We start from the raw sequence: 14175 nt of genomic DNA, 5'->3' as shown, positions 1-14175 counted from the left end.
GTTACTTCAAATAAGTGGTTAATAAGCCGCTAACAAATAAAGTTAATTTAATTAGAGGGGTAAAATATTTTGAAATGTGAAATAGATACATGCTCCGCCTTAGCGGAGGAGGGTGGCAAGAAGAAATATTATGAAAAATTGTTTGTCACTTTGTGCCATTCTTATTTCTCATAAACAGTAAAAAATATAATCAATGAAACCATAGTATAATCATTGAACTGTTTAGTCAACTGCTAACTTTTAATTCTAATAGAGAGAGATAGACTATGTGTTTGATTGTTCTGCAAATGTAAATAATTTATACTAAGTCTGGAAGCAATTAAGGTGTAGGCTACTTCGTGACTTTTAATTGCATAATCTTTTAATAAATCCTTAAGTAAAAAAAACTATACTTTATATTATTTGTTCATTAGGAGTAAATCTTAATGCCTTTCCCAAAGCTTTCAGCTATTTTGAATAATTGTCCCTTACATGCTTTAACTCCGGAATTAAAAGAAGAAATTATAAAATTGGGAGGAGATAGTAAGCGTGACCATCAATATCGTAAAGATTATGAACTTTTAAAAAGAAAATTTGCAGAGTTTTATGGAATCCCACCTCATTCATTTACTTTTGAGCAATTTGCTGAAATTTTAAATAGATATAATGCTTTTGATACGCAGATCCTTCTGGGACCGGTATTACGCCAGTTCATGAATGTAAAAATGCAGCAAGAAAAGCACGACCCGACGGGATTCGTAGCTATGCTTGCACTAACCTATTCAAAATCAGAAGAAATCATTATTTCTGAAGCAACAGAAATTAATGAAAATACTGGTCGCTATGCCAGTTTAGGGCCTGAGCAAGTATTCAGTTATGCAGCCAAATTTTTGGGAATTAATATTCAATATTTTAGCCACGGCGGTCAAGAAGCATGCGTTTTGCACAACCCTTTAGCTGAGATTAAAATGTATCATGAAGGGAGTGTGGAAGGTGCTCAGGGCGGGGGACATTGGGAAAGAACCAAAAATGGTGAAGAAAGTATTGATGTGCGTCGTGTAGAGGGCAGTAAGCTTAGTAGCTTGTTACCACTTTTAAGCGAAAATCACGCGCTTAGGGGTGTCGGATTTCGTCTACTGTCAAAACATGTGTTAATGACTCATAAAGCTAATCAGGAACAAAGTGATTTATCAGACGAATTTAATGATATAGCGATTTCGGGTGCACAATTAGAAAAATATATTTTTAATCTAACATTGGTACCTAAATATTTGGCAAAGCAGCTGTTAGGGAATGATTTAACCGAAACTACGACTCGCTTTATTGAGTCTTATAAGCCTCCATTTGAGGCCGAAGAAGAGCCTTATGGAAGACTTGTAAAAGCTCGTTTGAAAAATCCCTTTTATGAAATTGGAACTGAGGAAGTCAGAAAAGCTATTGATCTTCTTCTTAGCAAGCCTCCCCAGGCAAAAAAAGCCCCTTCAGATTCTCACAGCCATGCTTCAATCTCTCCGCAGGATATGGGTTCATCCAGTGTTGATAGCTCATTGTTGGATAATACGGATCCTCTACATTCAGACGCACTAAATGAACAGCTAGGTCAGACAAAAAGTAAAGGGGGATCTAAGCAGACAAGAGAAGAGGAGATGGTGCTAGAGGAGGAATTGTCTCGAAAAAAAGTAGAGGAGTTATTGCGAGAAGAGCAGCAATTATTTCAAGAAAAAATAGCACTAGAAGAGGAGTTATCTCGAAAAAAAATAGAGGATTTATTGCGAGAAGAGCAACGATTATCTCTCGAAAAGGCTGCGCGAGAGGAGGAGTTATCTCGACAAGCAATAGAGAAAATATTGCGAGAGGAACGACTAGCTCGAGAAAAAAAGACGCGTGAACAAGAATTATCCCGGCAAAAAGCAGAAAAATTACAAGAAGAGGAAGGGCTGTCCGCACAAAGAGACGAGAAGAATACAGCTTCACCAGGCTTTGAAACGGTTGTTGAGCCAATTCCATCAGTTGCTGAGCCGCTTGGGGATAGCGAATTGACCAATACACAGCTCAGACAGTTTAATCACCAGTTACAGCTGCTGCAAGTTAAGGCCGAAATCTTCGCTGATAAAGCGAAATCCTTTACACATAATGAGGCTGCATTCTTAAGATATGATCGCGCTGCAAAAGCAGCACAGGCTTTATATACTGAACTTTATGAGCGATTTGCTACATTTGTACGTAGCAATAAGACAGAGGCTGATTTTAAAACATTTAGCGATAAAAGTATGACTGCAATTGAGACGCATCAGGATGTTTTGGAAAATCATCGTGAAGATCGCGGTCTCTTTAAACAGGTGTTAGGAAATATCATTTTAGGTATTTTAGGGATTGGCGTCTTTTATGGCATTGCCTTATATGTAAATCATCAAAAGAATGGCCGTTGCTTCTTTTTTGCTCCTGAAACAGCACAGCAAGTATCTAAAATTGAAAATATGATACCCTCGATTAAAGTTAAATAACCGTATTTATATACCCGTAAGAGGCTCATAGGTTGATTTGATTTTGAGCCTCTCGTTTTATTCCCAATGGATTGGAAGAAAACTGGGGCTGTGAAGATTGAGAGTGAGATTTAGGAAAAAACTGTATTGTTCGTTTGGCTCGATGAATTGTGGCAGGTTGTTTTGCAGAATTTAATTCTAAATCAATCACCCCAGAATTTTTCTTATTAATGCTTCCGGTAATATGCATCGTTTGCATGACCTGCTTCACCGCGCATTTAACCTCCGATTCATTCTCATTTTTATATAGTTTTTTATGTAACCCCTTCCCGCTAATGACGGACATTTTATTTGAGGTTGTCTCTGCCAGAATCCTGGTTAAGCTAAGATAAGCTGTGCCGTAATTATAACCATGTAAATCAATAACTAAACTTCCGTTAGCTTTTCTTATTTGAGGGAGTTTTAATGATTTATCGTCTAATGCCTCCTGAAATAAGTTTTCTGCTTCTTTGAATTGGTTTTGTTTAACTAAAACATTGATTATGGAACTATAGGCAAAAAAACAGTCTAACTTTAGTTTTTTTAACTTCTGTAACAGCTCCATCATATAATTTAAATCAGGATTAGCGCTACGTGAAATGGCATTCAGTGCGCAACTATAACCAATTTCATTAACCCAACCTTGAGTTTCACCTTGATCAATTAAGTCTACAATTCGTTTGATTTGTGGTGGGTTACTTTTTGCCAAAACATTGAGAGTGCAACTGAAGACAACTTCATTAACTAATTTTAAGTCCTTGGCGTCATTAAATAATTCCACTGCCAATTGTGCATCTGGCTCGGCACTTCTACCCATCACCTCCAAGGTTTTTGCAAAGACATATGAATCAAGTTTGGCTCGTTGTTTTGCGTAATTAAATATTTCGAGAGCGAGTGGAATATCAGGGGCACGACTGTGACTAATTGCATTAAGAACTGCACAATAAGAAAAAGGGGTGTCTAGATTGTGTTTAATGGCTATCTCATGGATTAAGACTGCAATTTTTGGATCTTGCTGGCCGAATGTTTTGATAATAACTTTAAACATAAAATCGTTGGGGTATAAATTTTTATTCAGGATTTCATGAATAATGCGGCAAAATTTAAATATAGAAAATGATTTTTCTAATAAAGAATTATAATGAATATATTGAGATTTTTTTCCGATAAAGGCTGTGTTATCCCAGGAACTCCATTTCTCATCGGACAGCAAAATAGTGATTTTTTTAATTTGTTCTAATAGGCATGGTTTCATTTAAATCCTTATATATAGAAACTATGAAATATTGTTGCATTTTGTAATAACTATCTAACTATTTCAGTTAGATAGTTTGCAATGTAAAAGAATTTTTTTTATTTCCTCTAATCCAAGTTTTTGTAAGGTTTTGATATTGTTTGCGGGAATAATTGTTGTTTCACCATATAATTGAATCGCTTTTTCAAGACTTTCCTCACGAAGCAGGTGAATCATGGGGTATGGGGAGCGATTAGTATAATTAGAAACATCGGTTGGCGCTTCATCCGCAAAGCAGTAATCAGGGTGAAAACTAGCTATTTGATAGCTACCTTCATAATTCTTTTTTCGTAAAATTTCTTCACATAGATTGATGAAATCCAAATAATCTGAAAAATCTTCAAATAAATAAGAGAAAATTAATAGCGTTGTTTCAATTTTTTGTTGGCGATCGAGTAAAATTATTTCATGAAGAAAGTCTTTAATAGCTTTCTCAATTTTTTGTGTGCGGCTGACGGTTATTCGCAAGCTCCTTCTATTAATTTCTCTTCTGGCAAATGGACACAAGTTAAATTTAACAACAAATGAATGAAGCCACGTTTGGGTTTGTTTGATAATTAATTCAGATTCATTTGCCATTTTGAATATATGCCTTCTAATACTGGATAAAAATAATACTAGGGAATAAGATTAAAAATTTATTCTATAAAAGTCTATACTAACAAAAGCACTATCTTAATGGAGTAATCATGAAAATTATCATGCTCTTTTTCATGTGCTTTTCTGTTATTTCTTATGCTTCTTCAAATAATCAACAAGATGTCTCATCAACTAGTATGAATCCAAATAAAATGTTATTACCTTCACCGTTTCCAGTTTATATTCTCGAGAACAATGGCGTAATTAATCATCCTTATCCTGGCGCTATACCTGCTGCATTACCGACAGATAATAGTTACACGGATGCTCCGGGATGTTACATTGCTTGTTATTCTCATTTTAAAGGAGTATATCCTGTTGCTCCATCGATTTATGTTATGGGACAAATTCGGGTTAAGGGACAGTATCTCGACCGCATCTGTCAACCAGAGGGCTATGTTAATAGAGACATCAGTGCCGCAGACAGCTTTAAACAATTATGCTCGCAAAAAATTGCGAGTTGTAAAGAGATAGAGTGCTGGGCTGGCGGAGATACGGGAGGTTGGTTTGGAATTCAATAGACGTGATTGCCAGTTTATAGTCTATATGCAAATGCTAAAGTGTATCTGGCTCCTCAGTACGGTGTTTCTAAGATTGTAGTGTATTAATCTTCAATCAGAAACTTTATCTCATCCATCATTGCCGTGATTCTTGCTTGAAGATAATGATCATTTTTGGCTAGTAGTTTGGCTTGCTTTAATTGCCGCATTGCATCTCGTTTACGCCCTTGTAACAGTTGGCATTTTGCTTCAGTAAAATAGGCATAATCTTTATGGCGAGAGGCTGATTGAGCCTGAGCCAAGGCTTCGCATAAAGGAAGATCTTGTTTAAATTGTCTTGAGCCTTTTAATAAAACACTTGCGGCCTTCTCAGCGTTGCCAGCAGCAAGTAAGCCTTGAGCATGAGCCATGAGCGCTGCATAATTCTCAGGGTAGTTGGCCTGTAAGTTACTAAGTCTTTTTAATGCAGCAGCAAATTGCTTATTTCCTGTTTCAGCTTGTGCCATCGCAATTTGGTAAAATAGGTTATCCTGATCTTGATTAAGCAGGGGCTCAAGACGCGTTTCGGCTTGCTGTGATTGATTAAGACTAAGTAGCGCTAGAACATAGCCATATTGGCAGGCTGTATCGCTATTTTTCTTTTGACATTGATGTTGGTAATAATCAAGTAATTGCTTGCCATTATTGGCAACAGAAACGCGAATTAGTTCTTTAAATAAACGATAATTAAGTGATTCTGGCGCTGTTTTTGTTGCATGGCGAGGACTGCGATTTTCTGCCTCGGCAATCCTATCCTCATCAAGTGGGTGAGTTCGTAAAATTGCTGGAATATTAGCTGTATAGTAATACCGAGAGTTTTCCTGCATTTTTTTAAAAAAATTAGCCATGCCACGAGCATCAAAACCAGCCTTTATTAACATATCAATGCCAATACGATCAGCTTCTTTTTCGTTAGCACGGGTAAAATTAATATTATCTTGTGCGAAACCACTTAATGAAGCCATTAATGCTCCGCTGGCTAAGGTAGGATTAATTACGCCGAGCGCTGCAGAAGCCAACAAGGATGCTAGCATGGGAATGCGCATTTGCTTTTCATGTTGAATCATCTGATAAAGATGATGCAGACGAACGTGAGCAATTTCATGCGCCATTACAGCAGCTAATTCACTCTCATTTGCGGTAGCTAAAATTAATTGGGTGTTGATGCCTATATAACCGCCTGGGCCTGCAAAAGCATTGATTTCATTGGATTTAACAATAAAAAAATAGGGCGTCGGAATACGCGCAAGGCGGGCAAGTTTTTGACCTAGATGATTAATATATTGACTGGCCAAAGGATTTCGCTCAATACTATCTGATTGGTTAATGAGCTGAATAAACTCTTTTTCTAACTCTTCAAGTTCTCGTGTTGAATAGGGGGAAAGTGCAAACGTATTGCAGCACAAACTTTGCAAAAACAAAAAGATAGTTATTATCCAGCCTGTGGGCTTAAAAAAAACTTGTCGTTTGAAAGATTGCAATAGGTTCATAAGCCTACTCAATTGTTAAAAGGCGCGTAATATTGATTACTTTAATACACAACAACCTGCTAGTATACCCTATTTCTGTATTAGACTCCCTCAGAGATTCCTCTACACTCGAATGACGTTTATTTTATGCGAATGCGATTCAGTTACCTGGGAGTGGTAGTTATTTACCCGGTTAGATTCCTTTGGGACTCCTCGACGGTTTATTTTTGCCATGGTCACGCCTAATATGGACTACTCAAAAATTGAATAATTTGCTAACATATTCGGATTTTTCATTATTGATTTAACTATGCACAACTACTTTATGCTGGCTGCCCTTGAACAAGCCTGGCTCGGACGGGGTACTTGTGCGCCAAACCCCAGTGTTGGTGCCGTTGTAGTGCACAATGGCAACATTATAGCTCGTGCCTGGCATCACGGGGCAGGGAGTGCGCATGCGGAGCAATTGGTATTAGAGCAAATTCCAGAAAACCTAAACGATCTTACTCTTTATGTTACTTTAGAACCTTGTAATCATTGGGGGAGAACCCCTCCTTGTGTTTCAGCAATTATTCGTCATAAGGTTTCACGAGTTATTTACGGTTTTCGCGATCCTAATCCAGTAGTGGCTGCTAATAATACGCCAGAACTCTTGCAGGCAGCGGGTATCGATGTCTTGCATTTCCCTTTGACAGAGATTGACAATTTTTATCAGAGCTATCGTTATTGGATATTGACAAAAAAACCATGGGTGACAGTAAAAATAGCACAGTCTTTAGATGGGAAAATTGCTGGGGTAAATGGTAAGCGTTATCAATTATCAAATAATTACTGTACTGAATTTACTCATCAAAATCGTTTGCACGCTGATGTTATTCTGACAACAGCAAAAACTATTCTTAATGATGATCCTTTGTTGAATGTTCGCTTAAAAGACAAAACGCAGGGTAAACCCTTAGCAATCCTGGATAGGCGATTATCCCTAGGTCCTGCTGCTAGGGTATTTACCAGCGCGACACATTGTCATATCTACCATGAAGAAAGTCGTATTGTTGAAGCTCCTTTCCCAAATTGCAGTTATCATGCGGTTCCAACTAAAAATGGTATGCTTGATTTAGCTGCGGTATTGGCTGATTTAGGAAAACTTGGCTATCACGATGTCTGGGTTGAAGGAGGCGGAGCATTATTTTCAACATTACATCGGGAAAACCTGGTACAGCGCACTTATCTTTATCTAGTACCAGAGGTTTTAGGCGATAATGCCACACCAGCTTTTCACAGCGATGCAATCTTTACTCAACGAAAAATGGTTTCATGGGATATAAAAGCAGACAATATAATCGCTCGACTTGATTGGCAGCTGGAGGATTCATGTTCACAGGATTAATTGAAGAGCAAGGGGAGATTATTGCTAATATCCAAGGCGAAGTTGCTAATCGCTTACTCATTAAATCTTCGTTTAAGCAGTTACAAACCGGTGAAAGCATTGCTGTAAATGGTGTTTGTTTAACTTTGTTGCCAGAGCATGACGAGTATCTTGCCTTTGATGTATCTCCTGAAACACTTGCTGTAACTACGCTAGATCAATTGCAAAATAGAGATTTAGTTAATCTTGAGCGAGCAATGTCGGCTTCCGCTCGTTTTGGTGGTCATTACGTTAGCGGGCACGTTGATACTACGGCATGTTTAACGGCAATGAGGCCGGTGGGAGATTATTTAGAAATAACAGTAGGTGATTTTGCAGTTTGTGCTAGCATGTATCTTTTGCCGAAGGGTAGCATTACGTTAGATGGAGTGAGTCTTACCATTAATGAGGTATGTGCAGAAAATATTAAATTAATGTTGGTTCCACATACTTTGGTAAAAACTAATCTTGGTAAAATAAAAATTGGCCAAAGAATGAATGTAGAATTTGATTATTTGACTCGAATCGTAGCTCATCAGCTCAAGATTGCGGGACAATTAAAAAAAGAGGTTGAAGTATGACAAGTCCTTTTGCAACCATTGAGCAAGCGATTGAAACATTAAAAGCTGGTCGCATGATTATCTTATTAGATGATGAAGATCGTGAAAACGAAGGTGATTTAGTAATCGCAGCGCAGTATGTTACTGCAGATGTCATTAATTTTATGGCTCGATTTGGCCGTGGACTTATCTGCTTGCCGATGGCAGAAACGTTAATTAAGAAATTACAGTTGCCGTTAATGGCTAGTCATAATCGTTCGCCCTACAAAACGGCATTTACGGTTTCAATTGAAGCTGCTAATGGTGTTTCAACGGGTATTTCGGCAAAAGATAGAGCACACACCATCCAAGTAGCGATTGATCCAGCAACCGGTCCAGATGATATTGTTTCTCCAGGACATGTTTTCCCATTAAGTGCTAAACCACGTGGTGTATTGGAACGCGCTGGACAAACCGAAGGAAGTGTGGATTTAGCTATTCTTGCAGGACTTACGCCTGCTGCGGTTATTTGTGAAATTATTAATGACAATGGCACGATGAGTCGTCGTGATGATCTGGCTCGTTTCTCAAAAGAACATAATATTCCAATGGTAACCATCAAAGATTTAATTGACTATCGAATCCGTCATGAAAAGTTGGTGGAAGAAATCGCTACAACAAGACTTCCTTTACATAAGCATGGTGATTTTGCCATGACTGCTTTTACCAATGCTATCGATTCTCATGAGCATTTTGCTTTAGTGAGACCTCCAAAAATTGCTAATCAGGTTCCTCTTGTTCGCATCCATTCGGAATGCATTACCGGTGATGTATTTGGTTCTTGTAAATGTGATTGCGGTGCCCAGCTGCAAGAATCCCTGCAGATGATCGCAGAAGAGGGAGGGATTCTTGTTTATTTACGTCAGGAAGGTCGTGGGATTGGTTTAGCTAATAAATTAAAAGCTTATGCTTTACAGGAGCAAGGTTATGATACGGTTGATGCGAATATAAAGTTGGGTTTTCCAGCGGATAAGCGCGAATATGCTGTGGCATTTCAGATGTTAAAACATTTTGGGGTGGATGTGGTTCGACTATTAACCAATAACCCAAAGAAGGTTGAAGCCATAGAAAAATACGGCGTCAAAGTTAGCGAACGTATTCCTCTAATGATAAGTCCTACTCATGAAAATCGTGACTATCTAAAAACTAAAAAGCAAAAACTGGGTCATCTGTTAACTATTGATTAGAGGTTCATTATGAAACGTATAACTGCTAATTCTGATGAAGTAATTAATTCTTTTCCTATTGCTATTGTAGTTAGCCGTTTTAATCAAGCGGTGACGGATGAGCTACAACAAGGAGCAATTGCTCGTTTAAAAGAACGTGGATTTAAACCACAGGATATTACGGTGGTTGAGGTGCCGGGAGCTGTTGAAATTCCTTTAATTGCCAAACGCCTTGCCATGACTAATCAAGTCAAAGTCATTATAACCTTGGGTGCTGTTATAAGGGGAGATACCAGCCACTACGATTATGTTTGTGAGCAAGTGAGTTATGGCACACAGCGCGTGGCCTTAGATTATAATCTCCCGGTAATTTTCGGTGTATTAACAACGGAGAATGAAGAGCAAGCGTGGGAGCGCCTCGGTGGATCACATGGGCATAAAGGCCGGGATGCAGCAGATTGCGCTATTGAAATGTATCAGATTACTCACGAAATGGAACATCTATCACAGTAAAGCATGGCAAAAATAAGTTCTGCGCATGCAATATCACATTATAAATCTGAAGAGCAAGGTAAGAAAAAACAAATGATTTTGGAAATTATATATTAATTCTGCTCTTCTTTTGATAAAATAAAACCCCGTTTATATGCAATTTTATTTATGCGCCCATACGGGTTGTTAGCATTCCAAACGGGGTCATCATGACAAATTATATTTTCATCACTGGCGGGGTAGTCTCTTCACTTGGAAAAGGCATTGCCTCAGCTTCTCTGGCAGCAATTCTTGAAGCACGCGGTTTAAGTGTCACTCTTATTAAGCTCGATCCATATATTAATGTTGATCCAGGCACAATGAGCCCCTTTCAACATGGGGAAGTATTTGTAACCCACGATGGTGCAGAAACTGATCTCGACCTGGGGCATTATGAGCGTTTTGTACGCTCTACAATGACCAAGCGCAATAATTTCACATCGGGTAAAATCTACGAGACAGTTATTAAAAAGGAACGTCGGGGTGACTATCTTGGTGGTACTGTGCAGGTTATTCCTCATATTACTAATGAAATCAAACGCTCCATAAAACAAGGCGCTGATGGATTTGATGTTGCCATGATTGAAATTGGTGGAACTGTTGGGGATATAGAATCACTTCCATTTCTGGAAGCAATTCGACAGATGCGTATTGAGTTAGGAGCCCAACGAGCTTTATTTATTCACTTAACATTGGTTCCTTATATTCCAACTTCCGGTGAAACGAAAACAAAACCCACTCAACATTCAGTAAAAGAATTGCGTTCTATTGGTATTCAGCCTGATATTTTAATTTGTCGTTCTGAGAAACCGCTCTCTTTAAGTGACAGGGCCAAGATTGCTTTATTTACTAACGTGGAAAAAGAGGGGGTAATCTCTCTACAGGATGCTAAGAGCATTTATCAAATTCCAATGATTCTCCATGAACAAGGTTTGGATGAAATTGTAGTAAGAAAAATGGCTTTAGAGGTAAGACCTGCGGATTTGAGTGAGTGGCAAAAAGTAGTGGATGCACAAGCCATTCAAACTTTGACAGTCAAAGTTGGTATGGTGGGTAAATATACCGAGTTAAACGATGCGTATAAGTCGATTAATGAAGCATTAATTCATGCGGGTATTCACACACAAACAAAGGTTGAAATTGTATATATTGATGCCGAGCTCATTGAAAAACATGGCGTAGAATTACTAACTACCATTGATGCACTTTTAATTCCTGGTGGATTTGGTGAGCGGGGTATTGAAGGTAAAATTAAAGCTATTCAATATGCTCGCGAAGAAAAAGTTCCTTTCCTGGGTATTTGTTTAGGTATGCAAACGGCAGTAATAGAGTTTGCTCGCAATGTTAGTGGACTGACAGGAGCCAATTCGACTGAGTTTGATAAAACAACACCTTATCCAGTTATAGGTTTAATCAGCGAATGGATGGAATCCGATGGCAAGATTAATTTGCGCGATGAAAATTCGGATTTAGGTGGCACAATGCGGCTGGGGGCACAGCTATGTCATCTAGATTCAAGCTCATTAGCTTATAAAATATATAAAAAACCACAGATCATAGAGCGCCATCGTCACCGTTATGAAGTTAATAATCAATTCCTGGAGTCCTTAATACAGCATGGTTTAATTATTTCTGGACGCTCAGCAGATGGTAATTTGGTTGAAATGATTGAGCTGCAAGATCATCCATGGTTCGTTGCGTGCCAGTTCCACCCGGAATTTACCTCTACACCTCGCGACGGCCATCCCCTATTTGAGCAATTTGTGATTGCAGCTCGCAAAAATCATCAACAAAAGGAGAGTGTATGAAGTTATGCGGTTTTGAAGTAGGGATTACTTCCCCCTTGTTTTTAATAGCAGGACCTTGCGTCATCGAAAGTGAAGCACTTGCTTTAGAAACAGCTGGCTACCTCAAAGAATTGTGTGTCCAACTTAAATTGCCTTTTATTTATAAATCTTCTTTTGATAAGGCAAATCGTTCCTCACTTACTAGTTACAGGGGCCCAGGATTTGAAAAAGGATTAATGATTCTAGAAAAAGTAAAGGAGCAGGTCGGTGTTCCTGTTTTAACGGACGTGCATGAGGATACGCCTTTATTAGAAGTTGCCAGTGTGGTTGATGTACTGCAAACGCCAGCATTTTTGTGTCGACAAACTAACTTTATTCAAAAAGTTGCCGCAATGAATAAGCCAGTAAATATTAAAAAAGGCCAATTTTTAGCACCTTGGGAAATGAAGCATGTGGTCGCTAAAGCCAAAGCCTGTGATAATGAGCAAATCATGGTATGCGAGCGTGGGGTAAGTTTTGGTTATAATAATTTAGTCTCTGATATGCGTTCTTTACAAATTATGCGTGAAACGGGATGCCCTGTTGTTTATGACGCCACGCATTCCGTGCAATTACCTGGAGGTAATAATGGAGTCTCTGGCGGACAAAGAGAATTTGTTCCTGTATTAGCAAGAGCTGCAGTTGCTGCGGGAATTTCTGGCATTTTTATGGAAACCCATCCTGATCCTGATAAGGCGTTGAGTGATGGTCCTAACAGCTGGCCACTTGAGAAAATGAAGCCTTTGTTAGAAAGTTTAATGGCAATCGATAATATTGTTAAATCCAGTGCTGATTTTTAATAAACTTGTTTTGATCTTGCCGTTATTAGGAGTGTTTTTTTGATGACGGCGGAATCTTCTTCTCTTCCAATAGAAAATCCTCCACTGCAATAATCCTATTGTCTGGGTATAATGCCGATACATAACCATATCATCTCGATGTGTAGCGAAATGGTGGTATTGAATTACTAAATAATGCTCAAGCTTGAATAGTTAGCCGGAAAAAAAAGTGAGGGTGTGATGAGATTGAGGTTTGGCGGAGAGGCAGGGATTCGAACCCTGGGAAGGTTGCCCTTCAACGGTTTTCAAGACCGCCGCTTTCGACCGCTCAGCCACCTCTCCGATAGGGCAGCAATATATATCAACCCTCGTTGTAATGCAAATGATTTTTAAATGATCTTTTTAATTTTATTTAGTAACGCTTACGTCTCGCAAAATTATAAAGGATGGGTATAATGTGCCCATTCGTAATTAGGACCATTGCAATTGAAATCATTTGTTGAAATGATTTTGCCTAAGCAATAGGAAATAATTCATAGGGTTTTAATGATAGCGTTCATGATTATAGGTGTATTTATATGAAACGAGTTCAAGCACTGCTTCTTATAGGTCTATTTTTATCCTTAACTGCTTGTGCAAAATGGTGGGGTAAAGATGATGATGACTATAATCCTTATCAAGGAATGACAGCAAAGCAGTTGTTAACCGAGGCTGAAACCGCAATGTCGAAAGAACAATATGAGAGTGCGGTTAAGCGTTTGGAAGCAATGGAATCCATGTATCCTTTCAGTGATTACGCTGAGAAAGCACAAATGGATTTAATCTACGCATACTATAAAAAGGATGATTTCGCTTCTGCAGCAGCTACCTCAGAGCGCTTTATTCATCTTTATCCACGTTCTAAGAACGTTGATTATGCATATTATATGAAAGGGCTGGCCAATTTCCAGCAACCTCGAGGAGCGTTTTCTAATAAGCTTCCTTTGGATGAGTCTTGGCGCGATCCTGGCACTCAAGCTCAAGCCTATTCAGATTTTGCAACACTAGTGCAAAGATTCCCCGAGAGTCGTTATAAAGCAAACGCTTTGCAACGAATGATTTATTTAAGAAATATGTTTGCTCAGCGTGAATTGAATACATCGAAGTATTATTATCAACGAAGAATGTATGTCGCTGCTGCCGAGAGAGCCAGCTTTTTGGTAAAAAACTACCCTCAAGCCCCAAGTGCTCAAGAAGCGTTAGCAATTATTTATTATGCAAATAAAACACTTGGATTAGACAAGGCGGCTGCTGATGCACTAGCTGTATATCAAGCTACTTATCACAAACAACCTCCAAATATTGTAATCTAGGTTGTAAAGCGATATTCAAATGTGAAAAAACAGCGGTCTTAACCGCTGTTTTTTCATAGTTCTCAGGTAGTATCT

The 14175-nt window shown here is 38.6% G+C and carries 12 protein-coding genes and 1 tRNA gene; 9 read left to right on the top strand and 4 right to left on the bottom strand.

Annotated features, from left to right (window positions below):
• Positions 1–425: 425 nt before the first annotated feature.
• Positions 426–2483 (top strand): hypothetical protein, encoded by a 2058-nt coding sequence (locus PXX05_RS07170; protein WP_275090380.1) that lies wholly within the window; start codon positions 426–428, stop codon positions 2481–2483.
• Between the two features lie 25 nt (positions 2484–2508).
• Here PXX05_RS07170 and PXX05_RS07165 read toward each other — a convergent pair whose 3' ends face one another.
• On the bottom strand, positions 2509–3756 hold the full coding sequence (locus PXX05_RS07165) for a hypothetical protein (protein WP_275090379.1): 1248 nt from the start codon (positions 3754–3756) through the stop codon (positions 2509–2511).
• Between the two features lie 63 nt (positions 3757–3819).
• On the bottom strand, positions 3820–4374 hold the full coding sequence (locus PXX05_RS07160) for a DUF1415 domain-containing protein (RefSeq protein WP_275090378.1): 555 nt from the start codon (positions 4372–4374) through the stop codon (positions 3820–3822).
• 110 nt (positions 4375–4484) lie between these two features.
• Between PXX05_RS07160 and PXX05_RS07155 the strand changes: the two genes are divergently transcribed.
• Complete coding sequence (locus PXX05_RS07155) at positions 4485–4955, top strand: hypothetical protein (RefSeq protein WP_275090377.1); 471 nt, start codon at positions 4485–4487, stop codon at positions 4953–4955.
• 83 nt (positions 4956–5038) lie between these two features.
• On the opposite strand, the gene PXX05_RS07150 is transcribed toward PXX05_RS07155, so the two are convergent.
• Positions 5039–6463, bottom strand: a complete 1425-nt coding sequence (locus PXX05_RS07150; RefSeq protein WP_275090376.1) for a M48 family metalloprotease — start codon at positions 6461–6463, stop codon at positions 5039–5041.
• 289 nt (positions 6464–6752) lie between these two features.
• Between PXX05_RS07150 and ribD the strand changes: the two genes are divergently transcribed.
• The 6 genes from ribD to kdsA all read left to right on the top strand — a co-directional run bounded on the left by ribD (position 6753) and on the right by kdsA (position 12769).
• Positions 6753–7829: a bifunctional diaminohydroxyphosphoribosylaminopyrimidine deaminase/5-amino-6-(5-phosphoribosylamino)uracil reductase RibD gene (gene ribD, locus PXX05_RS07145; protein ID WP_275090375.1), complete on the top strand. Its 1077-nt coding sequence runs from the start codon at positions 6753–6755 to the stop codon at positions 7827–7829.
• Positions 7814–8428 (top strand): riboflavin synthase, encoded by a 615-nt coding sequence (locus PXX05_RS07140; protein WP_275090374.1) that lies wholly within the window; start codon positions 7814–7816, stop codon positions 8426–8428. Before ribD ends, PXX05_RS07140 begins: the two co-directional genes overlap by 16 nt.
• Positions 8425–9633: a GTP cyclohydrolase II gene (gene ribA, locus PXX05_RS07135; protein WP_275090373.1), complete on the top strand. Its 1209-nt coding sequence runs from the start codon at positions 8425–8427 to the stop codon at positions 9631–9633. The genes PXX05_RS07140 and ribA overlap by 4 nt, the downstream gene beginning before the upstream one ends.
• A 9-nt stretch (positions 9634–9642) precedes the next feature.
• Positions 9643–10125, top strand: coding sequence for a 6,7-dimethyl-8-ribityllumazine synthase (gene ribH / locus PXX05_RS07130; RefSeq protein ID WP_275090372.1), 483 nt, complete (start codon positions 9643–9645; stop codon positions 10123–10125).
• Positions 10126–10313: 188 nt separating this feature from the next.
• Positions 10314–11951 carry a CTP synthase gene (locus tag PXX05_RS07125; protein WP_275090371.1) on the top strand — a complete coding sequence of 546 codons (1638 nt, stop codon included), beginning with the start codon at positions 10314–10316 and terminating at the stop codon, positions 11949–11951.
• Positions 11948–12769: a 3-deoxy-8-phosphooctulonate synthase gene (gene kdsA / locus PXX05_RS07120; protein ID WP_275090370.1), complete on the top strand. Its 822-nt coding sequence runs from the start codon at positions 11948–11950 to the stop codon at positions 12767–12769. The genes PXX05_RS07125 and kdsA overlap by 4 nt, the downstream gene beginning before the upstream one ends.
• 233 nt (positions 12770–13002) lie before the next feature.
• Here the strand turns inward: kdsA and PXX05_RS07115 are convergent.
• Positions 13003–13090: transfer RNA gene (locus PXX05_RS07115), tRNA-Ser, on the bottom strand.
• Positions 13091–13326: 236 nt separating this feature from the next.
• Here PXX05_RS07115 and PXX05_RS07110 point away from each other — a divergent pair.
• Positions 13327–14100 carry an outer membrane protein assembly factor BamD gene (locus PXX05_RS07110; RefSeq protein ID WP_275090369.1) on the top strand — a complete coding sequence of 258 codons (774 nt, stop codon included), beginning with the start codon at positions 13327–13329 and terminating at the stop codon, positions 14098–14100.
• The last annotated feature ends 75 nt before the right edge of the window (positions 14101–14175 follow it).

Origin of the sequence: Legionella cardiaca (genome assembly GCF_029026145.1) — a bacterium.
Classification (GTDB): Bacteria; Pseudomonadota; Gammaproteobacteria; order Legionellales; family Legionellaceae; genus Tatlockia; species Tatlockia cardiaca.
This window is presented reverse-complemented; position numbering and strand designations above follow the sequence as displayed.

What these genes read in the sequence shown, in the direction of transcription:
- ribD (WP_275090375.1), top strand. Translation starts at nt 6,753, where the DNA reads ATGCACAACTACTTTATGCTGGCTGCCCTTGAACAAGCCTGGCTCGGA.
- PXX05_RS07170 (WP_275090380.1), top strand. Translation starts at nt 426, where the DNA reads ATGCCTTTCCCAAAGCTTTCAGCTATTTTGAATAATTGTCCCTTACAT.
- PXX05_RS07110 (WP_275090369.1), top strand. Translation starts at nt 13,327, where the DNA reads ATGAAACGAGTTCAAGCACTGCTTCTTATAGGTCTATTTTTATCCTTA.
- kdsA (WP_275090370.1), top strand. Translation starts at nt 11,948, where the DNA reads ATGAAGTTATGCGGTTTTGAAGTAGGGATTACTTCCCCCTTGTTTTTA.
- ribH (WP_275090372.1), top strand. Translation starts at nt 9,643, where the DNA reads ATGAAACGTATAACTGCTAATTCTGATGAAGTAATTAATTCTTTTCCT.
- ribA (WP_275090373.1), top strand. Translation starts at nt 8,425, where the DNA reads ATGACAAGTCCTTTTGCAACCATTGAGCAAGCGATTGAAACATTAAAA.
- PXX05_RS07140 (WP_275090374.1), top strand. Translation starts at nt 7,814, where the DNA reads ATGTTCACAGGATTAATTGAAGAGCAAGGGGAGATTATTGCTAATATC.
- PXX05_RS07150 (WP_275090376.1), bottom strand. Translation starts at nt 6,463, where the DNA reads ATGAACCTATTGCAATCTTTCAAACGACAAGTTTTTTTTAAGCCCACA.
- PXX05_RS07165 (WP_275090379.1), bottom strand. Translation starts at nt 3,756, where the DNA reads ATGAAACCATGCCTATTAGAACAAATTAAAAAAATCACTATTTTGCTG.
- PXX05_RS07160 (WP_275090378.1), bottom strand. Translation starts at nt 4,374, where the DNA reads ATGGCAAATGAATCTGAATTAATTATCAAACAAACCCAAACGTGGCTT.
- PXX05_RS07155 (WP_275090377.1), top strand. Translation starts at nt 4,485, where the DNA reads ATGAAAATTATCATGCTCTTTTTCATGTGCTTTTCTGTTATTTCTTAT.
- PXX05_RS07125 (WP_275090371.1), top strand. Translation starts at nt 10,314, where the DNA reads ATGACAAATTATATTTTCATCACTGGCGGGGTAGTCTCTTCACTTGGA.